A 21,284-nucleotide genomic window follows, 5' to 3' on the forward strand; every position below is an offset into this window, starting at 1 on the left:
GGTAGGGGCCCCGCTCTGCTCTCGGAGATGCACACCCCGCAGACCGAAGCGGGAGCCGCGTCCGAAGACGACACCCCCGCAGGCCGAAGCGGGAGCCGCGCCCGAAGACGCGACCCCCGCCCAGCGAATCAGCCTCGCGGCTTCTCGACCATTTCCGTGGTTTCGATCTCGTCGCCGACCTGGATGTCGTTGAACTTGCCCAGGCCGATACCGCACTCGAAGTCCGTGCGGACCTCGGTGACGTCGTCCTTGAAGCGGCGCAGCGACTCGATGGCCAAGCCGTCGGCCAGCACGACGCCGTCGCGGATGACGCGGGCCTTGGCGTTGCGCGTGATCGTTCCCGACCGCACGATGACACCGGCGATGTTGCCGAACTTCGAGGAGCGGAACACCTCGCGGATCTCGGCGACACCCGACTGCACCTCTTCGAACTCCGGCTTGAGCAGGCCCTTGAGCGACTGCTCGACGTCGTCGATCGCGTTGTAGATGACGGAGTAGAACCGCACGTCGACACCCTCGCGGGCGGCACGCTCGCGGGCCTTGGTGTCGGGGCGCACGTTGAAGCCGATCACGATCGCGTTGTCGATCGTGGCCAGGTTGATGTCCGACTCGGTGATCGCACCCACACCGCGGTGGATGATGCGCAGCTGAACGCTGTCGTCGACCTCGATCTTGAGCAGCGACTCCTCGAGCGCCTCGACGGCACCCGACACGTCACCCTTGATGATGAGGTTGAGCGACTCGACCTTGCCCTCTTCGAGAGCGCGGGTGAAGTCCTCGAGCGAGATGCGCTTGCGGGCCTTGGCCAGCTGGGCGTTGCGCTCGGCGGCCTCGCGCTTCTCGGCGATCTGGCGCGCGGTGCGGTCTTCTTCGGTGACGATGAAGACGTCGCCGGCACGCGGGACCGAGTTCAGACCCTGCACCTGCACGGGACGCGACGGGTAGGCCTCCTCGACCGCTTCGCCGTTCTCGTCCATCATCGCGCGGACGCGGCCGTACGCGGTGCCCGCGACGATCGCGTCGCCGACGCGCAGCGTTCCGGACTGGATCAGCACCGTGGCGACCGAACCGCGACCCTTGTCGAGCTTCGCCTCGATGGCGACACCGCGAGCGGCCTTGTTCGGGTTGGCGGTGAGGTCGAGGCCGGCGTCGGCGGTCAGCAGCACGGCATCCAGGAGCTCCTGGATGTTCGTGCCCTGACGGGCCGACACGTCGACGAACATGACGTCTCCGCCAGTACTCCTCGGCCACGAGGCCGTACTCGGTGAGCTGCTGGCGCACCTTGGCGGGGTTGGCGTCGGGCTTGTCGACCTTGTTGACCGCGACCACGATCGGCACGTTCGCCGCCTGGGCGTGGTTCAGCGCCTCGACCGTCTGGGGCATGATGCCGTCGTCGGCCGCGACGACGAGGATGGCGATGTCGGTCACCTGCGCACCGCGGGCACGCATGGCGGTGAACGCCTCGTGACCCGGGGTGTCGATGAAGGTGATCGCGCGCTCGATGCCCTCGTGCTCGGTCCAGATCTGGTAGGCACCGATGTGCTGCGTGATGCCGCCGGCTTCGCCCGCGACCACGTTGGTCTGGCGGATGGCGTCGAGGAGTCGCGTCTTACCGTGGTCGACGTGGCCCATGACGGTGACCACGGGAGGACGGATCTCGAGGTCGTCCTCGCTCTCGGCCTCCAGCTCGGCGTCGAGGTCGAGACCGAAGCCCTCGAGGAGCTCTTTGTCTTCGTCCTCGGGCGAGACCATCTGGATCTTGTAGCCGAGCTCGGCACCGAGCACCTCGAAGGTGGCCTCGTCGAGCGACTCGGTCGCCGTGGCCATCTCGCCCAGGTTGAACAGGATGGTCACGAGCGTGCCGGGCTGCACGGTGTAGCCGCGCAGGGCCTCGAGCTTGTCGGCGAAGTCGGCGATGGAGGCACCGCGACGCAGGCGAATGATCTCGCCGTTACCCTTCGAGACGTTGACGCCGCCGACGACCGGCGCCGACCGCATCTCGAATTCCTGCCGCTTCGCCCGACGCGACTTACGTTGCTTCGACTTGCCGCCGCCCTTGCCGAAGGCACCCGCGGTACCACCGCCGGGACCACGGCCGCGACCGCCACCGCCACCGGGACGACCGGCGAAACCGCCGCCGCCCGGAGCACCGGGTGCGCCGCCGGGACGCTGGAAGCCGCCACCGGCGCCGCCGGGACGACCGGGACCGCCGGGACGCTGCTGGAACGGAGCGCCGGGACGACCGCCACCACCGGGACGACCTGCGCCGCCGGGACGCGGAGCGCCGGGACGGGGGGCGCCGGGGCGCGGAGCCTGCGGACGCGGGATGTTGCCGGGGGTCGGGCGCTGGCCCATGCCCTGCGCCGAAGCGAAGGGGTTGTTGCCGGGGCGCGGACCCGAAGGACGCTGGCCCATGCCCTGCGACGACGCGAAGGGGTTGTTGCCCGGACGGGCGCCGCCCGGGCGCGGGGGCGCGCTGGGGCCGGGCTTGGGGGCACCGGCGCCGGGCGTCGGGGCCTGGGAGCCGGGGCTCGGCGGCGACGACGGGGTCGCCGTGGGCTTGGCCGCAGGCGCGGGGGTGGATGCCGCGGCGGCCGACGCCGCGGGAGCGGCAGCCGGAGCCGCGGGGGCGGCGGGCTTCGCGGGACCGGGCGTGGGTCCGGACGGACGCGCACCGGGGGTCGCCGCGGGACGCGCGGGGCCGGGGCGGGCGCCGGCGCCGGGGCGCGCCGCGGGAGCGGCGGGCTTGGCATCCGAGGATCCGGACGAGCCTTCGGCCGCGAGAGCGGCGCGGAGCTTACGAGCCACGGGGGGCTCGATGGTGGATGAGGGGCTCTTGACGAACTCGCCGAGCTCCTTCAGCTTCGCAAGCGCGACCTTGCTGTCGACGCCGAGCTCGGAAGCGATCTCGTGCACGCGTGGTTTTGCCACAATTCTCCTGTCTGAGGGCCTACCCCGGACAGGGCAGACCGTTACTGGCGGACGGGTCTCATTTCGAGCCGTTCACTTCGTGTCCATAGCCGTTCAGCCTTTTCGCTGGAGGGTTGATTCGAAGGTCTGCGTGTCAAGCGGGCCTGACACACGCAATGCTCGTACGAAGGCGCGACGCGCGAGAGCTTTTCCCACGCACGCGTCCGTCTCGTGCACCCACGCGCCCCGACCGGGAAGGACCGCTCGCTCGTCTCGGACGAGGACCGACCCGTCGGCGACCACACGCAGAAGCGAGGATCGGGGGGCACGTGCGCGGCATCCGACGCACGTTCGTACGGGATCCATCCTACACCTCGCGCCTACCTGGCCGACGGACGGTCAGTTGTCTTCAAGGATGCTGTCGGGCTGGATGTCGATCTTCGCGCCGGTGAGCTTGGCAGCCAGGCGGGCGTTCTGCCCCTCCTTGCCGATCGCCAACGACAGCTGATAGTCGGGGACGAGCGCGCGCACGGCCTTGGTCGAGGCATCCAGGACGAACGACGACGTCACCTTGGCGGGCGACAGCGCGTTCGCGACGAAGCGGGGCAGCTCGGCGTCGTAGTCGATGATGTCGATCTTCTCGCCCGCGAGCTCCTCGGTGACGGCACGGACGCGCCGGCCGAGCTCGCCGATGCAGGCGCCCTTGGCGTTCACGGTCGGGTCGTTGGCCTTGACGGCGATCTTGGAGCGGTGACCGGCCTCACGCGCGAGCGAGACGATCTCGACCAGCCCCGCGGCGATCTCGGGCACCTCGAGCGCGAAGAGCTTGCGCACGAGGCCGGGGTGGGTGCGCGAGACGGTGATCTGCGGGCCCTTGTTGCCCTTCGCGACGCTGGTCACGTACACGCGCAGGCGCGAGCCGTGCGCGTACGTCTCGCCCGGCACCTGCTCTTCGGGCGGGAGGATCGCCTCGACGGTGCCGAGGTCGACGTGCACCATGCGCGGGTTGGGACCCTGCTGCACGACGCCGGCGACGATGTCGCCTTCCTTCCCGCGAAACTCCCCCAGCACCGCGTCGTCGGCGATGTCGCGCAGGCGCTGGCTGATGACCTGCTTCGCGGCGAACGCGGCGATACGACCGAAGTCGTCGGGAGCCTGCTCCTCTTCGCCGATGACGGCGCCCTCTTCGTCGGTGACGGGGGTGAAGATGCCCACGTGACCGGTCTTGCGGTCGAGCGACGCGCGCGCGCCGGCGGGGATCTCACCGCTGGGCGAGATGTGCTTGGCGTAGGCGGTCAGGATCGCCTGCTCGATGATGCGCGCGAGTTCGTCGAAGGGGATCTCCTTCTCGCGTTCGATCGTCTTCAGAAGTGCGAGATCGATGTCCACAAGGCCCTCCGTTATTCAGCTCTCGTCGACGCGACCGGCGCCGACAACCCTCCTACGATACCCGGGATGCCAGCGGGTGCGCGACTCGAAGAGGGATGACAGATGCCGATGCCCCGCGACACGACACCGGATGGGAATACAATGGTAGCTTTCTCCCATGGAACTCACCATCGACAGCGGCGGCCGCATCGTGCTCCCCAAGGCCTTGCGCGATGTGTACGGTCTCCTTCCCGGCACCGTGGTCGATATCTCGGCCTACGGCAGTGGTCTGCAGATCACCCCGGGCGGTCGTACCGCGCGCCTCGTCCGCGACGACGACGGTCGACTCGTCGCCCAGGGCGACACGCCCGTGAGCGACGACGTGGTGTCGGCGCTGCTCGACAGCGGTCGCCGGTGACGACCTCCGGCGAGTCGGGCAGCCTGACCGCGGTCGACACGAGCGTGGCGGTCGCCCTGCTCGTGTGGTCGCACGAACACCACGAACGCGTGCGTGCCTGGGCGCGCGGTCGCGAGCTGAGACTGAGCGGCCATGCGGCCGTCGAGACCTACTCGGTCCTGACCCGTCTCCCCGGCGACGCACGCCTGACCGCCGCCGACGCCATCGCCGTCATGGACGAGAACTTCGGCGCCCCGCTCACCCTCACTCCTGGCGCCGCCGCGTCGACACACCGCGAACTCGCCTCCCACGGCATCGCCGGCGGGGCGACGTACGACGGCCTGGTGGCCCTCGCTGCCCGGCAACACGGCGCCCGCTTGGCGACCCGCGACGCCCGAGCACGCGGAACCTACGAGGCGGTCGGGGTCGCGGTCGAACTCGTCGTCTGACCCCCCGACGGGAGCGGCGTCACAACCGCTCGTGCGGGTTGGCCGCGAGCGTGCTCAGCACACCCCCGAAGCGCTGCCGGTACGACCGCGGCGTCGTGCCGTATCGGGCGATGAAGCTCTGCCGGAACGTGACGGGACTGGCGAAGCCGCACGCGCTCGCGACCCGTGACACGGGCCACGTCGTCACCTCCAGCAGACGCCGGGCCTCGTCGAGGCGCCGAGCGCTCACCCACCGCGCCGGGGTGTCGCCGGTGAACGCCGAGAATCGCCGCGAGAAGGTCCGTGGACTCATCAGCGCCCGCGCCGCGAGCGCACGAACGCTCAGCTCGCAGTCCAGGTGCGCCAGTGCCCAGGAGATCGTCTCGCCGATGATGCCGTCACCCGGTTCCGCGACGGGGCGCGGGATGTACTGCGCCTGATGCCCCTCGCGATGGGGGGCGATCACCAGCCGCCGTGCCACGTTCGACGCTGCCTCCGACCCCAGCCGCGATCGCACGAGATGCAGACAGGCGTCGAGGCCGGAGGCGGTGCCCGCAGCCGTCAGCACGTCTCCGTGATCGAGGTACAGGGCGTCGGCGCGCACCTGCACCCGAGGGCAGGTGGCGGCCAGCTCGGCGACCCCCTCCCAGTGGGTCGTCGCCGACCGGCCGTCGAGGATGCCGCTCGCCGCCACGGGCGTCGCGCCGAGACACAGGCCGACGATGGTGGCGCCCCGTGCGTGCGCGGAACGGATCCGATCGACCAGCACCGCCGACGGCGGATCCCCGGCGGCCGGCCACGACGGGAACACGACCATGTCGGCCGCGTCGACGACATCCGCGTGCGAGAGTCCGCCCACATTCAACCCCTCCGACGTGCGGATCGACGTCGAGTGCTCGTTCCACACGCTCACCGACCAGTCGGCCCGCCCCTGTCGGGCGACCTCACCGAAGACCACGAGCGGCACCGAGAGGTGGAACGACGTGATGCCGTCGAAGGCGTGCACCGCGATGCGCATGAGTGGCTCGATCTCATCGAAGGATGTCGGAACGGACACTCACTCTACGTGCCCCCGGGCGGACATGATCGAGACGCCGCCGCCAGCGGCATCCGCTCACTCACGGAGGAACGATGTCCGAACCCCGCCGCGCCCTGATCGTCGTCGACGCCCAGCGCGAGTACTTCGAGGGTGCTCTGCCGATCGTGCACCCGCCCCGCGAGAGCGCTCTGGCCCGGATCGTCGAGGCGGTCGGGCACGCGCATGCCGCTGACATCCCGGTCGTCGTCGTGCGACACGAGCGCCCGGGCGGCACGGTCGCCTTCGTCCCCGGCTCGCGGGGTGCTCAGACGCATCGGGATGTCGAAGCGGTGACGGAAGGGGCCGTCCTGGTGGTGAAGCGCTTCTCGAGCGTCTTCGCCGGCACGGGACTCGCCGAGCGCCTGAACGACGACGGCGTCGACACGGTCACGCTCGTCGGTTTCATGACGAACAACTGCATACTCGCCTCCGCCGCGGATGCCGAACCCCGTGGCCTGTCCGTCGAGGTGCTGTCCGATGCCACCGGCGCCGTCGGACTCGCCAACGACGCGGGATCGGTCGGCGCCCGTACCGTGCATGAGACGCTCATGCCGATGCTGCACTCGAACTGGGCGGCCGTGGCAGACGTACGCGCGTGGGCAGCCGCCGTGACCGCGGGCCGCTCGCTCGCACCCGACTCGCTGGTCGCCTCCGCCGCGCGTCACCGCGCCGGAACGCCCGCCGCGCGGCACCGCACCGGAACGCCCGCCGCGTGACCGCCTGGGCGTGATGGGGACGGGTCAGAGCCGTTCCAGCGGGTTGGCCGCGAGCTTTTGCACCACTCCCCCGTCGACGAGCCGGCGCGCCGCGGTTTCGGGCTTTCGCGCGGCTTGGTCGACGACGCAGGCCCCGAACTCGGCGGCGAGCGCGCCGCGGGGGTGCGCGGTCAGCACCTCGACGACGAATTCCTCGGGCAGAGCGTCGGGCCGGGCGCCCGAGATGTCGAGCGCGGTCGCCGTCTCGAGCAGGTAGCCCTCGGCATCCCTCTCCGGATCCACGCTCGGCCAGTTGTGCCGCACGATCACGTCGAGCACGCGCTGGCGCCGCTCGAAAGCCCAGCCCGCACCCGCGGTGAGAGCCACACCCACGTGGCCGCCGGCGTGCTCGTACGAGATGGTGTGGTTGTCGAACTCCGTCACCGTGCCGATGTCGTGCAGCACCGCCGAGACATACAGCAGCTCGTGGTCGACGCCGGTGATGCCGTCGACGCGGGCGAACGCCTCGGCCCACAACCAGGAGCGCAGCGCGTGCGCGGTGAGGGCAGGCGAGTGATACTCCCGCGCCAGCGTCAGGGCGCCGCGGGCGGCGACGGTTTCGGGCACGGGGATGTCGGCGATGCGCACAGAACCTCCGGGGTCGAGTCGGCACTACTCTCGCTCAGCTCGTCGCCGGGCGGCAGCGCGACGACGGTCAGGTCACGACGCGTTCCTGCCAGAGCGTTCCGGATGCCGTTGCCTCGAGGCCGTGGCATCCGGAACGGCTCAGATCACCGGGGTGGCGTGCCAGATGCGGTCGAGGTAGTCGCGCATGGCTCGATCCGACGAGAAGTAGCCGCTGCGCGCGACGTTGAGGATTGCGGAGCGCACCCAGGCGTCCTGGTCGGCGTAGGCCGCATCCACGCGGTTCTGCGCGTCGAGGTACGACGAGAAATCCGCCAGGGCCATGAAACGGTCCTCGTAGAGCAGGTTCGACACGAGCGGCTCGAACACCGTGCGGTCACCGGCTGAGAACGCGCCCGATGCAATGAGATCGATCGCGCTGCGCAGCCGCTCGTCGCGCTGGTAGAAATCGGCGGGGCGATACCCCTCTGCCCACAGCGCCTCGACCTCGGGCTCGCTCATGCCGAAGAGGAAGAAATTGTCGTCGCCGACGAGCTTGCGGATCTCGACGTTCGCCCCGTCGTCGGTGCCGATCGTCAGCGCGCCGTTGAGGGCCAGCTTCATGTTGCCGGTACCCGACGCCTCTTTGCCGGCGAGCGAGATCTGCTCCGACAGGTCGGCGGCGGGGATGATGCTCTCGGCGAGGGTGACGTTGTAGTTGGCCGGGTACAGCACCTGCAGCTTGCCCTGCACCCGCGGGTCGGCGCTGACGACCTCGCCGACGGCGTTGATGAGGTGGATGATGCGCTTGGCCATGCCGTACCCGGGCGCGGCCTTCGCACCGAACAGGAACGTGCGCGCCTGGACGTCGTCGACGTCGAGCCGGCCAGACACGATGCCCTCGTACGTGCTGACGATGTGCAGCACCTTGAGCGTCTGCCGCTTGTACTCGTGCAGGCGCTTGATCATGACGTCGAGCATGTGGCCGTCTCCCGGTGCCGCGTCGCCGCGCGCTTCGAGCACGCGCCCCAACCGCCGCTTGTTCGAGGCCTTGACGGCGGCGAAACGCTCCCGGAAGTCGGCGTCGTCGGCGAGGGCTTCCAGGCCCCGCAGCCGTTCGAGGTCGACGGTCCAGCCGGCGCCGAGCGCCTCGGTGATGAGCGCGGAGAGCTCGGGGTTCGCCAGGCGGAGGAAGCGGCGCGGGGTCACGCCGTTGGTGACGTTGGTGAACTTGTCGGGCCACATCGTGGCGAAGTCCTTCAGCACGTTGTCGCGCAGCAGCTGCGAGTGCAGCTCCGCGACGCCGTTCACCTTCGACCCGGCCACGGTGGCGAGGTAGGCCATGCGCACCGAGCGGTAGGGGTGCTCGCCGATGATCGACATGTTGCGGATGAGCAGCTCGTCGTCGCCGAAGCGCTCGCGCACTTCGAGCAGGAACTCGTCGTTGATGCGGTAGATGATCTCGAGGTGACGCGGCAGCAGACGTCCCAGCAGGTCGACCGACCACACCTCGAGGGCTTCGGGCAGCAGCGTGTGGCACGTGTACGCGAAGCACTTCTGTGTGATCGCCCACGCGGCATCCCACTCGAGCTTCTTCTCGTCGACGAGCACTCGCATGAGCTCGGGCACGCCGATCACGGGGTGGGTGTCGTTGAGCTGGAAGATCACGCGCTCGGGGAGCTTGTCGAGATCGAAGTCGTCGGGCAGGACGTTGTCGATGAAGTCGGCGATGGAGGCCGCGACGAAGAAGTACTGCTGCTGCAGACGCAGCTCCTTGCCCTGGGGCGTGGAGTCTTCGGGGTAGAGCACCTTGGAGATGTTCTCGGCGAAGGTCTGCGCGCGCACCGACTCGACGTAGTCGCCGGAGTTGAACGTGTGCAGGTCGAAGGCGTTGGTGGCGACCGCGCGCCAGAGGCGCAGGGTGTTCACCCGGCCGTTGTGATAGCCGGGGACCATCATGTTGTACGGCACGGCCAGCACGTTCCACTCCGGAACCCAGCGCGTGCGCTCGACGCCGCCGTCGTCGTAGGTCTCGGTGTGTCCGGCGAACGAGATGGTCTGCGCGGCCTCGGGGTGGGCGAAGTCCCACGGCGACCCCATGCGCAGCCACGCGTCGGGCTGCTCGACCTGCTCGCCGTCGGCGAAGGCCTGGCGGAAGATGCCGTACTCGTAGCGGATGCCGTAGCCGATGGTCGGCACGCTCATCGTCGCGAGCGAGTCGATGAAGCACGCGGCCAGGCGCCCGAGACCGCCGTTGCCCAGGCCCGGCTCGATCTCGACCGCGCGCACGGCGTCGATGTCGATGCCGCACTGCGCGAGCGCCTCGGTGGCGATGTCGGTCAGCCGCGCCGCGAGAAGGTTGTTGTCGAGCTGACGCCCCAGCAGGTACTCGGCCGAGAGGTAGCAGACCGTCTTGGCCTGCTGCGTCTTCTGCGTGGCGCGATCGTCGAGCCAGCGCGCCATCAGATAGTCGCGCACGGTGTAGGCCAGGGCGAGGTACTGATCGTTGACGTCGGATGCCGACAGCGTCACGCCCTGGCCGAAGTTGAGGTTCTGCAGGAACTGTTTGGCGAAGCCGTCGACCGATGCGGCGGGGGCGACGACCGGGGCGAGAGCGAGCGGGTGGGTGGGACGCAGCTCAGAGGTGTTCTCGGGCACGATCCGACCGTAATGACATCCGGCGTCATGTACCAAGGGAGCAATGTCCATGTCACATGATCTTCACCCGTTCGCCGCAGGGTCCTGCGGGGAACGAGCGCGAGTGAAGCGCGGACGGAGAGGAAACACCGTCGCCCTATGCTGAGCGATTGTGTGACACCGATCGGAGGCAACGTGCTCGTCACCCTCACCTCGACCGCACCCGTGGCATCCCACCTGAGTCACTTGCTCCGCAAGCATCCCGATCGCGCGCAGAGCTTCCCCCTCAGCGTCGGGTTGGCGCATGTGTTCTACCCCGAGGTGAACGACGAGCGCTGCACTGTCGCGATGCTGCTCGAGATCGATCCGATCGATCTCGCCCGCAACCAGAACTTCCGAGGGGGCGCGACCCACACGCTCAGCCGGTACGTCAACGATCGTCCCTACACGTCGTCGTCGATGGTCGCTGTCGCCCTCGGGCAGGTCTTCCGTTCCGCGATGACCGGCCGGAGTGAGACCTTCCCCGAACTCGCCGCAGCCGCGCTCCCGCTGGAGATCACGGTGGCGGCGGTGCCCGCGCGGGGGCCTGCCACCGCCGGTCTCGCCACCCGTCTCTTCGCGCCGCTCGGCTGGGAGGTGACCGAGACCCCCCTCGCCCTCGATCCGGCCTATCCCGAGTGGGGCGAGTCCGTCTACGTCGACCTGGCACTGCGCGGAACCGTTCGGCTGAGCGACGCGCTCCGGCACCTGTATGTGATGCTCCCCGTCCTCGACGACTCCAAGCACTACTGGGTGTCCGACGACGAGGTCGGCAAGCTGCAGCGGGCGGGCGAGGGATGGCTCGCGGGTCACCCCGAGCGCGAGCTCATCACACGGCGCTACCTCGCCCATCAGAAGTCGATGGTCGACACGGCCCTCGACCAGCTCGCATCCGAACTCCGCTTGGACGCGCTCGACGACCTCTCCACCGATGCTCTGGCCGCTCCCGCCGAGGCGCCGCCGTCCGCCCCACTCGCCGCCACCCGCGCTGACGCGGTCCTTCGCGCCTTGCGCGACGTCGGTGCACGCACGGTAGGAGACGTCGGGTGCGGTGAGGGCGCGCTGCTCGTGCACCTTGCCGACGACCCGGCCTTCACCCGTATCCTCGGCTCGGATGTCTCGGCGCGAGCCCTCGCGAAAGCGGCGCGACGCCTCCGCCTGGCCGATGCGAGCGACCGCCAGCGCGAGAGGATCAGCCTTGCGCAGTCCTCGATCACCTACCAGGACGACCGCCTCGCGGGCTTGGACGCCGTCGTGCTGATGGAGGTCATCGAGCACGTCGACGCCGAGCGCCTGCCCGCGCTCGAGGCCTCGGTGTTCGGTGCCGCCTCCCCCGCGTCCGTCGTCGTCACCACCCCCAACAGCGAGTACAACCGCCTGTACGACACGCTCCCCGCGGGCGCGTTCCGCCACGAAGACCACCGTTTCGAGTGGACGCGTGCGCAGTTCCAGGACTGGGCGCAGGGCGTGGCCGACCGCCACGGCTACGCCGTCGAGCACCGCACCGTCGGCGACGTCGACCCCTCCGTGGGGTCGCCGACCCAACTCGCCCTCTTTCGGAAGGTCACCTCGCGATGACACGCCTGTCCCTGCCCGAGCTGTCGCTCGTCGTGCTCGTCGGAGCGTCCGGCTCGGGAAAGTCGACCTTCGCAGCGACACATTTCGGTCCCTTCGAGACTCTCTCCAGCGACTTCTTCCGGGGTCTGGTGTCGAACGACGAGAACGACCAGTCGGCGACGCGAGCCGCCTTCGAGGCGCTGCACGTGGTGGCGGCCAAGCGACTGGATGCCGGACTGCTCACCGTCGTCGACGCCACCAACGTTCAGGCCGAATCCCGCCGATCGCTGATCGCCCTCGCCCGTGAACACGACGTGCTGCCGGTCGCGGTGGTCCTCGACGTGCCGCAGAGCGTGTGCGTCGAACGGAATGCCGCGCGCCACGACCGCACGTTCGGCGCGGCTGTCGTCACGCGGCAGCACGACCAACTCCGCCGCTCGCTGCGGCACCTCGGCAAAGAGGGGTTCCGCCGGGTGCACGTGTTGTCGGGGGTCGACGAGATCGCCGCCGCCGAGTTCGTCAGAGAGCCGCTGCTGAACGACCTGCGCGGCGAGACCGGTCCCTTCGACGCGATCGGCGACGTGCACGGATGCCGTTCGGAGCTCGAGGCGCTGCTGAGCAAGCTCGGGTACGCCCTCATCCGCGATGAGGGCGGTCGCCCGGTCGACGCCGTGCACCCCGAGGGTCGCCGGGCCGTGTTTCTCGGCGACTTGGTCGACCGCGGACCCGACGCTCCCGGCGTGCTGCGACTGGCGATGGGCATGGTCGCTGCCGGGCATGCGCTCGCCGTCCCCGGCAATCACGAGGCCAAGCTCGTGCGCGCGCTCGAGGGCAAAAAGGTGCAGGTCAGCCACGGACTGGCCGAAACGCTCGCGCAGCTCGCGGAGGAGACGGAGGAGTTCCGGCAGCGGGTGCTCGAGTTCTGCCGGGGCCTCGTCTCGCACCTCATCCTGGACGGCGGACGCTTGGTCGTCGCCCACGCCGGACTGATCGAGAAGTACCACGGACGCGCGTCCGGTCGCGTGCGTGCGTTCGCCCTGTATGGCGACACCACGGGCGAGACCGACGAGTACGGGCTGCCGGTCCGCCTGCCCTGGGCGGAGGACTACCGGGGGAAGGCGACGGTGCTCTACGGTCATGTGCCGACGCTCGAGGCCGAGTGGGTCAACAACACCATGTGCCTCGACACCGGCTGCGTCTTCGGCGGCAAGCTCACCGCTCTGCGCTACCCCGAGCGACAGCTGGTCGACGTCCCCGCCGAGCGCGTCTGGTACGAGCCGGCGGCACCCCTGGACCGGAGCGTGAGGGCGACCACGCGGCATCCGGGTCTCCTGCGGATCGATGACGTGCTCGGCAAGCAGGTCGTCGAAACGCGGGTGTTCGGAAAGGTCGGCGTCCGCGAAGACAACGCCGCCGGTGCGCTCGAGGTGATGAGCCGCTTCGCGATCGACCCGCGACGACTCTTCTATCTGCCGCCGACCATGAGCCCGCCGCAGGCTTCGCGCCGCGAGGGTGTTCTGGAGCACCCGGCGGAGGCGTTCGAGGCCTATCGCAAAGAGGGCTTGGAGCGGGTGATCTGCGAAGAGAAGCACATGGGCTCGCGCGCGGTCGTCCTGCTGACGCGAGATGCGAAGCGGTTCGGCGCGCCCGAGGGGTGGCGTGGGGTCGTGCATACCCGAACCGGCCGCCCCTTCTTCGACGAGGCCACGAACGATGCCTTTCTCGCGCGGCTCGACCGCGCCGTCGACTCCAGCGGCCTCTGGGCCGAACTCGACGCGAGCTGGCTACTGTTCGACGCGGAGCTGCTGCCGTGGTCGCTCAAGGCGGGCCCTCTCATCCGTGACCTGTACGCCAGTGTTGCCGCCGCAGCCACAGCCGCGTTGCCCGCAGCCGCGAACGTCCTGCGGAAGGCCGTCGATCGCGGCGTGGACGTCGCCGAGTTGCGGGATCGCGTCGATCGCCGGGCGTCGAACGCCGAGCGCTACCGGGACGCTTACCGCCGCTACACTCAGCCCGCGCGGGACCTCGACGGCGTGCAGCTCGCGCCTTTCCAACTGCTGGCCTCCGAAGGCGCCAGTCACCTCGGCCGAGACCACGAGTGGCACCTCAGCGTGGCGGACCGTCTGGCCGAGGCGGATGCCGACTTCATCCGCCGCACCCGACACGTCGCGGTGGATCTGTCTTCGACCGACTCCGAGGCTCGGGCGACCCTCTGGTGGGACGAGCTCACGGCCTCGGGAGGAGAGGGGATGGTCGTCAAGCCGACCGCCGGCCTCGTCCGTGGCACTCGTGCGCTCGCCCAGCCGGGCATCAAGGTGCGAGGCGCGGAGTACTTGCGCATCATCTACGGTCCCGACTATCTCGAGCCCGCCCACCTCGAACGGCTTCGTGACCGGGATGTCGGGCACAAGCGGTCGATGGCCCTGCGCGAGTATGCGTTGGGTGTGGAGGCCATCGAACGGTTCGTCACCGAAGAGCCGCTCTGGCGCGTTCACCAGGCCGTCTTCGGCGTCCTCGCCATGGAGTCGGAACCCGTCGACCCGCGCCTCTAGCGCGAGCAGCATTCGAACGCGGGGACGTCGTCGCGGGCGGTCCGCGTGGTCAGCGCCGCCGCGTGACCGCCTCGCGCAGAGCCCCACACCGCGATCCGGGAGGCAGCGGCAGACCGCCGTGCAGCTCCCTGACCGGCACACGCGCAACGGTTTGGCGCCGGTCGCCCCTTCGACGTACGGTTCACGGATGCCGTCGACCGCCCGCACCGTCGCTCGTGAGGCCGAAGCGAATCCCGCGTTCCGGGGCGCCGCGCGGGCAGGATATGTCGCCAACGGCATCCTGCACCTGCTCGTGGGGGTCCTCGTCATCGCGGTCGGCTTCGGCGCCTCGGAGGACAGCGACCAGACCGGCGCCTTCCGCGCGCTCGCCGCCCACCCCCTCGGCGCCGTCGGTCTCTGGGCGCTGGCCGCGGGGCTCGTCTCGCTCGGGGGCTGGCATCTGCTGCAGGCGATGGCGCCACGCGGACTTTCCGGGTGGAAACGTTTGGCCCGCATCGCCGCCGAGGCTCCCCAGGGCGTCGTCTTCCTCGTGATCGGCCTGGTGTCGGCATCCGTCGCTCTCGGTGCCCGTCCGCACGCCGAGCAGGCGGCGGAGGAGGTGAGCCGGGCGGTGCTGGACCTCGCCATCGGCGGGTTCCTGCTGGGCACGACGGGGCTCGCGGTGGCCGGAGTCGGCGTCGGGTTCGTGTGGATGGGCGTTCGCCGGTCGTTCCACTCCAAGGTCCGGCTCCCCGACGGGCCGGCGGGACACGCACTCAGCGTGCTGGGACTCGTCGGCTTCCTCGCCAAGGGCGTCGCGCTCGGGATCGTCGGCGTGCTGTTGGTGGTGGCCGCCGTGAAGGTCGAGCCCGACACCGCCGGCGGGCTCGACGGGGCGGTGTCGGCGCTCATCGCGCTCCCCGCGGGTCCCGTGCTCGCGGCGCTCGTGGGAGCCGGTTTCCTCGCCTACGGCGTGTTCGCTGTGTTCCGGGCCCGCTACGCGCGGCTCGACGTGTGAGCGCCGTCTGGACGGCTCAAGTCCTGGGGGTTCGCTTCGCGGCGTGACGGGCGCAGCGACGATCAGTCGAGGTCGGGGTTCCGGCCCGTACGCTCCCCCGTCTCGAGCGTCGCGATCGCCGCGTGATCGTGGGCGTCGAGCGTGAAATCGAACACGTCGCCGTTCTCGCGCACGCGCTCGATCGACACCGACTTCGGGAACACGACGAGCCCCCGATCGAGGTGCCACCGCACCACCACCTGGGCGGGCGTCTTGCCGTAGCGCTCGGCGATGCGGGCGAGCACGGGCTCATCGAGCAGACCGCCGCGCGCGAGCGGCGCCCACGACTCGGTCACGATGCCGTGTGCCGTGTGCCAGTCGACGAGGGCGTTCTGCGGGAAGCGCGGGTGCAGCTCGACCTGATTGACGGCCGGGAGCACGCCCGTCTCGTCGCGGAGACGCTCCAGGTGGGGCACCGAGAAGTTGCTCACGCCGATCGAGGTCGCACGCCCCTCTTGCTGCAAGCGCAGCAGGGCCCGCCAGGTATCGACGTAGCGGTCGGCGCTCGGGATGGGCCAGTGGATGAGGTAGAGGTCGACGCGGTCGAGCCCCAGACGCGCGCTGCTGGCGTCGAAGGCGCGCAGCGTCTCGTCGAAGCCCTGGTCGTCGTTCCATACCTTCGTCGTGACGAACACGTCGTCGAGATCGAGGCCGGAAGCGCGTAGGCCCTGCCCCACCTCGGTCTCGTTGCCGTAGAGGGCCGCCGTGTCGACGTGGCGGTACCCCGCCGTCAGCGCACCCGTGACGAGGCCGGCGGCGACGTCGGCCGGAACCTTGTAGGTGCCGAGACCGAGCTGCGGAATCGTGGAGCCGTCGGACAGCGACAGGCGGGGCGCGGAGATCATGGCATCCACGCTATCGGGACGGGCGCGCCGCGGCCGGGTGACGCGGGCTGCCTTCGGGCCGCGAGATCGGACGCTGCCTCGGCGCCAGGCAGGCGTTCAGTGCGCCAGCGCCGCCACGGCGTCGGCGACCGCGAGCGTCTCGCGCTCCCCCGTGCGACGGTCCCAGAGCTCGACCTGACCCTCGGCCGCACCGCGGCCGACGATGAGGATGCGCGGGATGCCGACCAGCTCGGCGTCGCCGAACTTGACACCCGGCGAGACCTTGGGGCGGTCGTCGTACAGCACGTCGAGGCCGGCGCTCTCGAGGTCGGCCGCGACCTTCTCGGCGAGCTCGAACGCCGCGGCATCCCGGCCCGTGGCGACCACGTGCACGTCGAACGGAGCGACCGACGCGGGCCAGATGAGGCCCTTTTCGTCGTTGTTGAGCTCGGCGATGATCGCGAGGATGCGGGTGACGCCGATGCCGTAGGAGCCCATCGTGACGGTGACGAGCTTGCCGTTCTCATCCAGCACCTTCAGCCCGAGCGCCTCGGCGTACTTGCGACCGAGCTGGAACACGTGGCCGATCTCCATGCCGCGCGCGAGCTCCACGGGGCCCGAGCCGTCGGGGGCGGGGTCGCCGGCGCGCACGGTCGAGACCTCGACGAAGCCGTCGCCGACGAAGTCGCGGCCGGCGACGAGCGAGTGCACGTGCTTCTGGTCGATGTTGGCGCCCGTGATCCACGCGGTGCCGTCGACCACGCGGGGATCGAGCACGTAGCGGATGTTGGTCGCGGACTCCTCACCGAGCACCGGCCCGGTCTCGGACCACGGCCCGATGTACCCCTTGACCAGCAGCGGGTTCTTCGCGAAGTCCTCTTCGGTAGCGGCCTCCACCTCGGCGGGCGCGAAGGCGACCTCGACGCGCTTGTCGTCGACGTCGCGGTCACCGGGCAGACCCACGACCACGAGTTCGCGCGTGCCATCGAGGTGCGTGAGGGCGAGCACGACGTTCTTCAGCGTGTGCGCGGCGGTCCACGCCGCAGCCTCGGCCGTCGCGGGACCGGCGATGCCCGGCGCTGGCGCGTCGAGGTGCGCGTTGGCGTGGTCGACGAGGGTGGCGATCGTCGGCGTGTTCGGCGAGTCGAAGATCACCGGCGCCGGCTGTCCCTCGATCGGCAGCGCGTCGGGCACCACCGTCGTGAAGGCTTCGACGTTGGCCGCGTAGCCGCCCTCCGAGCGCACGAAGGTGTCCTCGCCGATGGGGGTGGGGTGCAGGAACTCCTCCGACTTCGAGCCGCCCATGGCGCCCGCATCGGCGGCGACGATGACGTACTCGAGGCCCAGGCGCGTGAAGATGCGCTCGTAGGCGTCGCGTTGGGCCTGGTACGACGCGTCGAGACCGGCATCCGTCGCGTCGAACGAGTACGCGTCCTTCATCGTGAACTCGCGGCCGCGCAGCAGGCCCGCGCGGGGGCGCGCCTCATCGCGGTACTTGTCCTGGATCTGGTAGATCGTCAGGGGCAGGTCTTTGTACGACGAGTACAGGTCTTTCACCAGGAGCGTGAACATCTCCTCGTGCGTGGGCGCGAGCAGGTAGTCGGCGCCCTTGCGGTCCTGCAGGCGGAACAGCGCGTCGCCGTACTCCTCCCAGCGGCCGGTCTGCTCGTAGGGGTCGCGCGGGAGCAGCGCCGGGAAATGCACCTCGAAGGCGCCGGCGTTCGCCATCTCCTCGCGCACGACGGCCTCGATCTTGGCCTTGACCTTCAGTCCGAGAGGCAGCCACGCGAAGATACCCGGGGCGTTACGGCGGATGTAACCGGCGCGCACGAGCAGGCGGTGGCTCGTGACCTCGGCATCCGAGGGGTCTTCGCGAAGCGTGCGGAGGAAGAAGTTCGACAGACGGGTGACCACGATCATCGAGTCTACGGCGAGCGAGTGCAGGCGATGGATGCCGCAACGCCCATGAGAGCGGCGGTGCGCGCCGCGGTCCGCCTCCCGCCCGCGGTCCCTCGTCAGTCGCCGCCCCGGACGACGTCGATCACAGCGGCCGCGATCTGCTGCGCGTCCGTCACCGCCGTGTCAACGGTCATTCGGCTGAGGACGAGTCGGTCGTCACCCACCGTCGCCACAAGCCCGAGCATGTAGACGTGATCGTAAGGCACCTGTATCCACGCCTTGTCGGCGCCGGCGACATCGGTTTCGTCGACGTCCGGAAGGTCCAGCACAGATGAGGACGGAGCCGACGCCCCCGGCATGAGCGTGACGATGATGTGTCCGCGACTGTCTTGTGCGCCCTGTCGGTAAGAGCAGGCCGTCATACCGGCGGAACTGGTCAGCACACGATCGACCAACTCTGTCGGTTGCAGGTCGTCGTCTCGGGGCGTGTAGCTGGTCACGGGTCCGCCGGTGATCGTCTCGATTCTGCCCTGGAGCGTCTCGCAATCCGTGAGTGTCCATCGTGTCGGGAGGACTGAATCGATGGTGGCGACCGGCGCGGCGTGCGCTTTCCTGCCGATGAAGGAGATCACGCGCTCAAGGCGCACGGCCGCCGTCGCGATCTCGTCCGCGGTGAAGCCCACCGAGACGTCGGCCGGCGAGGTGTGGTCTTGGACGGCGATCCACAGGTCTCCCGTGGTCTGGCCGAGAGAGCACCCACCATTGCGCACACATCTTGTCGACGAGATGGATGCCGCCAACTCGGGGGCGATCGCGTCCGGCGCCCCGACGACGACCGTGAACCCGTCTCCCTCGTTGGCCCAGGTGCACGAGATTCCACCGAGGAGAGCGAGCGAGCCGGACGTGTCCGCCTCGAGCTGGGAGCTGGCGTACCGGGCGGCTCCCCCACCGCGCAGGAAGTCGGAGGCCTCGGCGTCGGTCATCATCTGATCACAGTCCCCGCCGAAGGCGACGACGGGGACCGCCGGCGGGGTAGCCGTCGATACGGGGGTCGAGGTGGGTGTGGGTGTCTCCACAGCCGTCACGGTGGCCGTCGGTGACGGGGTGGTCGCGATCTGCGGGGCCGACAAGGTCGACGTCGCCGCCACGCCCCCCGCGACAGCGATCACCAGCACCGCCGCGATCGCCCCGGCGATCACGGCCCCGCGGTGCGCGCCTGCCGGCTTGATGCCCCGGGCTCCGCCCACGATCCGCGCACGCAGCGCCGCATGCTCCTCAGGCGTCAACTCCGCGTTCATGCCCGCGCTCCCTCCTGCGCGAGTTCCCCGCGCAGCTTCGTCTTCGCGCGGGCGAGACGCGACTTGACCGTTCCCACAGGGATGCCGAGAACGTGAGCTATCTCCCGCTCCGGGTACCCCTCCATCACCGACAGCACCACGACCGCTTGCTCCCGCTCCGGCAACCGCCGCAACGCCGCCATCACCTCACTGTCGTCGTGAGGGGGCGACACCGGCTCGGCGACCGGCGCCCGATCCAACAGCGCCCGATACCGCCGACCCGACCGCTCCAGATTCCGTGCACAGTGCGCCACCGTGTTGAGAAGCCAGGGCAAGGGCGACCCGTCGACCAGGCGCACCGACGCGCGCTTGCGCCACAGCTCGAAGAACGCCACGGCCACGGCATCCTTCGCGTCCTCCCGGTGCGTCAGCAACCGCGACGCGTGTCGGAACAGCCGCACCTCGTGCCGGTCGAACAGTGCGGCGAGCGCAAGCTCGTCCCCCCGAAGCACCCGAGCCCACAGCCCGGCGTCGTCATCTTCCACACCTCGTAGTGTCCACGCCCGGTCCATCGGTTCCCGGGAGGAGCACCGACATGGTCACGGATCGGTAACGACCTCGCCCGGGCGCTTCGCCGCGGCCCGTGCGGCCCGCCGGAGATCATGCGCGTCATCCCTCGGGAACGGTGCGCGCGAGAGACATCAGCGCGGCGAGCCCGGACGCCATCCCCTCGCGCGGCAGATGCCCCGCGACGACGAGCGTCGCCATGCCGTGGGCGAACGACCAGACGGCGGCGACGGCGGCCTCCAGCTCCGTACCTCGCAGGGACGGATCCATCGTCGTCAGCACGTCGGCGAGGAGGTCTTCGTTGGCACGGATGAGCGGGGCCATCGTCGGGGTGGGCGAGCCGGGGACGCAGATCTCGGGGTCGAAGACGAGAGCGAAGCCCTGGGGGTGCGTCACCGCGTAGTCGAGGTAGGCCTCGGCGATCGCGCGAAGCGATGCCGACCCCGCGGGGGCTGCCTCGTACGCCCGCCGCTGGGCGTCGAGCAGCTGGCCCATGTGCCGTTCCGACAGCCGTTTCAGCAGCGCTTTCCGGTCGGCGAAGTGGTGATAGGGCGCGTTGTGACTCACGCCCGCTCGCCGGGCGACCTCGCGCAGGCTCAGCGCCCCCACACCACCGGAGACGAGCAGCTCGTCCGCGGCCGCCAGGAGGGCCGGCCCGAGGTCTCCGTGGTGATACGTCGTCGATGTGGACACACGCAAGATGCTAGACGCCGTGCGGGCTGCCGCACCTCGACGCGCTCTCGACAACCGGTGGGACATCGCGCTATCTTGCTCCTGTCCAGATTCTTGACAGTGACCAGATAGGAACACCATGACCGCCCTCGTCATCGACGGCCACCCCGCGGCCGACTCCCTCACCGCCACCCTCGCGCGCCGCTATGCCGAGGCGCACGGTGACGCCGAGCTCCTCGCCGTCCGCGACCTGGATTTCGACCCCATCCTGCGCGGCGGGTACCGCAGCCCGCAGCCGCTCGAGCCCGACCTCGAGCGCGCCCTCGACGCGCTTCTCACCGCGTCGCACCTGGTCGTGGCCACCCCCGTCTGGTGGGCCGCGACGCCGGCGCTCCTCAAGGGCTTCTTCGACCGCGTCCTCCTGCCCAAGCAGACGTACCGCTACCGCCCCAACGGACTCCCGGAAGGGCTCCTACCGGCCCGCACGGGGCGCCTGCTGGTCACGAGCGACTCTCCGCGCTGGTTCCTGGCGTGGACCGGCGATCCCACCGTCCGGCAGGTGCGGAACCAGACGATGCGGTTCTGCGGGGTCGATACCGTGCGCACGACGCGTTTTCCCTCGGTCCGCACCGCCGACGAACGCACCCGCGCGGCGTGGCTCAGCGTGGTCGAGCGGATCGCACGCCGCGACGCGCGCGCGACCGCCGGCGTCGGCGCCTGAACG

At 70.1% G+C, this 21,284-nt stretch carries 17 protein-coding genes and 1 pseudogene; 7 read left to right on the forward strand and 11 right to left on the reverse strand.

Annotated features, from left to right (window positions below):
• Window positions 1–128: 128 nt before the first annotated feature.
• The 3 genes and pseudogenes from infB to nusA form a co-directional block, all read right to left on the reverse strand.
• Window positions 129–2,931: pseudogene (gene infB / locus QE412_RS06710) on the reverse strand (translation initiation factor IF-2).
• Window positions 2,932–3,024: 93 nt separating this feature from the next.
• Window positions 3,025–3,276, reverse strand: coding sequence for a YlxR family protein (locus QE412_RS06715; protein ID WP_307481441.1), 252 nt, complete (start codon window positions 3,274–3,276; stop codon window positions 3,025–3,027).
• A 33-nt stretch (window positions 3,277–3,309) separates the two neighbouring features.
• Window positions 3,310–4,299 carry a transcription termination factor NusA gene (gene nusA, locus QE412_RS06720; RefSeq protein ID WP_058597057.1) on the reverse strand — a complete coding sequence of 330 codons (990 nt, stop codon included), beginning with the start codon at window positions 4,297–4,299 and terminating at the stop codon, window positions 3,310–3,312.
• Between the two features lie 157 nt (window positions 4,300–4,456).
• On the opposite strand from nusA, the gene QE412_RS06725 reads away from it, so the two are divergent.
• Together QE412_RS06725 and QE412_RS06730 are read left to right on the forward strand one after the other, a co-directional pair.
• Window positions 4,457–4,696: an AbrB/MazE/SpoVT family DNA-binding domain-containing protein gene (locus QE412_RS06725; RefSeq protein WP_307481443.1), complete on the forward strand. Its 240-nt coding sequence runs from the start codon at window positions 4,457–4,459 to the stop codon at window positions 4,694–4,696.
• Complete coding sequence (locus QE412_RS06730) at window positions 4,693–5,124, forward strand: type II toxin-antitoxin system VapC family toxin (protein WP_307481445.1); 432 nt, start codon at window positions 4,693–4,695, stop codon at window positions 5,122–5,124. Before QE412_RS06725 ends, QE412_RS06730 begins: the two co-directional genes overlap by 4 nt.
• A gap of 19 nt (window positions 5,125–5,143) precedes the next feature.
• On the opposite strand, the gene QE412_RS06735 is transcribed toward QE412_RS06730, so the two are convergent.
• Window positions 5,144–6,160, reverse strand: coding sequence for a GlxA family transcriptional regulator (locus tag QE412_RS06735; RefSeq protein WP_307481448.1), 1,017 nt, complete (start codon window positions 6,158–6,160; stop codon window positions 5,144–5,146).
• Between the two features lie 74 nt (window positions 6,161–6,234).
• Here QE412_RS06735 and QE412_RS06740 point away from each other — a divergent pair, with 74 nt between their 5' ends.
• The gene (locus tag QE412_RS06740; RefSeq protein ID WP_307481450.1) at window positions 6,235–6,897 is read left to right on the forward strand and encodes an isochorismatase family protein; all 663 of its coding nucleotides are present in this window, start codon (window positions 6,235–6,237) and stop codon (window positions 6,895–6,897) included.
• A gap of 24 nt (window positions 6,898–6,921) precedes the next feature.
• Here the strand turns inward: QE412_RS06740 and QE412_RS06745 are convergent, their stop codons facing one another.
• Both QE412_RS06745 and QE412_RS06750 read right to left on the reverse strand, forming a co-directional pair.
• A complete protein-coding gene (locus QE412_RS06745) occupies window positions 6,922–7,524 on the reverse strand; it encodes an HD domain-containing protein (RefSeq protein ID WP_307481451.1) in 603 nt (200 codons plus the stop codon).
• 138 nt (window positions 7,525–7,662) lie between these two features.
• Window positions 7,663–10,158 (reverse strand): glycogen/starch/alpha-glucan phosphorylase, encoded by a 2,496-nt coding sequence (locus tag QE412_RS06750; RefSeq protein WP_307481452.1) that lies wholly within the window; start codon window positions 10,156–10,158, stop codon window positions 7,663–7,665.
• Between the two features lie 174 nt (window positions 10,159–10,332).
• Between QE412_RS06750 and QE412_RS06755 the strand changes: the two genes are divergently transcribed.
• From QE412_RS06755 to QE412_RS06765, 3 genes are all read left to right on the forward strand, one after another.
• Window positions 10,333–11,754, forward strand: coding sequence for a 3' terminal RNA ribose 2'-O-methyltransferase Hen1 (locus tag QE412_RS06755; protein WP_307487065.1), 1,422 nt, complete (start codon window positions 10,333–10,335; stop codon window positions 11,752–11,754).
• Window positions 11,751–14,285 (forward strand): polynucleotide kinase-phosphatase, encoded by a 2,535-nt coding sequence (locus QE412_RS06760; protein WP_307481454.1) that lies wholly within the window; start codon window positions 11,751–11,753, stop codon window positions 14,283–14,285. Before QE412_RS06755 ends, QE412_RS06760 begins: the two co-directional genes overlap by 4 nt.
• A 187-nt stretch (window positions 14,286–14,472) precedes the next feature.
• Window positions 14,473–15,282: a DUF1206 domain-containing protein gene (locus QE412_RS06765; protein WP_307481456.1), complete on the forward strand. Its 810-nt coding sequence runs from the start codon at window positions 14,473–14,475 to the stop codon at window positions 15,280–15,282.
• A 62-nt stretch (window positions 15,283–15,344) separates the two neighbouring features.
• Here QE412_RS06765 and QE412_RS06770 read toward each other — a convergent pair whose 3' ends face one another.
• The 5 genes from QE412_RS06770 to QE412_RS06790 form a co-directional block, all read right to left on the reverse strand.
• Window positions 15,345–16,166 carry an aldo/keto reductase gene (locus QE412_RS06770; protein ID WP_307481458.1) on the reverse strand — a complete coding sequence of 274 codons (822 nt, stop codon included), beginning with the start codon at window positions 16,164–16,166 and terminating at the stop codon, window positions 15,345–15,347.
• A 96-nt stretch (window positions 16,167–16,262) separates the two neighbouring features.
• Entirely contained in the window at window positions 16,263–18,059 is a 1,797-nt protein-coding gene (locus tag QE412_RS06775; RefSeq protein ID WP_307481460.1) for a proline--tRNA ligase, read from the reverse strand.
• Between the two features lie 101 nt (window positions 18,060–18,160).
• Entirely contained in the window at window positions 18,161–19,342 is a 1,182-nt protein-coding gene (locus QE412_RS06780) for a hypothetical protein (RefSeq protein WP_307481462.1), read from the reverse strand.
• Window positions 19,339–19,866 (reverse strand): RNA polymerase sigma factor, encoded by a 528-nt coding sequence (locus QE412_RS06785; protein WP_307481464.1) that lies wholly within the window; start codon window positions 19,864–19,866, stop codon window positions 19,339–19,341. Before QE412_RS06785 ends, QE412_RS06780 begins: the two co-directional genes overlap by 4 nt.
• A 124-nt stretch (window positions 19,867–19,990) precedes the next feature.
• Window positions 19,991–20,581: a TetR/AcrR family transcriptional regulator gene (locus QE412_RS06790; RefSeq protein WP_307481466.1), complete on the reverse strand. Its 591-nt coding sequence runs from the start codon at window positions 20,579–20,581 to the stop codon at window positions 19,991–19,993.
• Between the two features lie 118 nt (window positions 20,582–20,699).
• On the opposite strand from QE412_RS06790, the gene QE412_RS06795 reads away from it, so the two are divergent.
• Window positions 20,700–21,281, forward strand: a complete 582-nt coding sequence (locus tag QE412_RS06795) for an NAD(P)H-dependent oxidoreductase (protein ID WP_307481468.1) — start codon at window positions 20,700–20,702, stop codon at window positions 21,279–21,281.
• Window positions 21,282–21,284: the final 3 nt, after the last annotated feature.

This window comes from Microbacterium trichothecenolyticum, assembly GCF_030818955.1.
Classification (GTDB): Bacteria; Actinomycetota; Actinomycetes; order Actinomycetales; family Microbacteriaceae; genus Microbacterium; species Microbacterium trichothecenolyticum_B.

Coding starts and splice junctions, on each gene's coding strand:
- QE412_RS06760 (WP_307481454.1), top strand. CDS start 11,751: ATGACACGCCTGTCCCTGCCCGAGCTGTCGCTCGTCGTGCTCGTCGGA.
- QE412_RS06765 (WP_307481456.1), top strand. CDS start 14,473: ATGCCGTCGACCGCCCGCACCGTCGCTCGTGAGGCCGAAGCGAATCCC.
- QE412_RS06780 (WP_307481462.1), bottom strand. CDS start 19,342: ATGAACGCGGAGTTGACGCCTGAGGAGCATGCGGCGCTGCGTGCGCGG.
- QE412_RS06715 (WP_307481441.1), bottom strand. CDS start 3,276: ATGGATCCCGTACGAACGTGCGTCGGATGCCGCGCACGTGCCCCCCGA.
- QE412_RS06770 (WP_307481458.1), bottom strand. CDS start 16,166: ATGATCTCCGCGCCCCGCCTGTCGCTGTCCGACGGCTCCACGATTCCG.
- QE412_RS06740 (WP_307481450.1), top strand. CDS start 6,235: ATGTCCGAACCCCGCCGCGCCCTGATCGTCGTCGACGCCCAGCGCGAG.
- QE412_RS06795 (WP_307481468.1), top strand. CDS start 20,700: ATGACCGCCCTCGTCATCGACGGCCACCCCGCGGCCGACTCCCTCACC.
- QE412_RS06725 (WP_307481443.1), top strand. CDS start 4,457: ATGGAACTCACCATCGACAGCGGCGGCCGCATCGTGCTCCCCAAGGCC.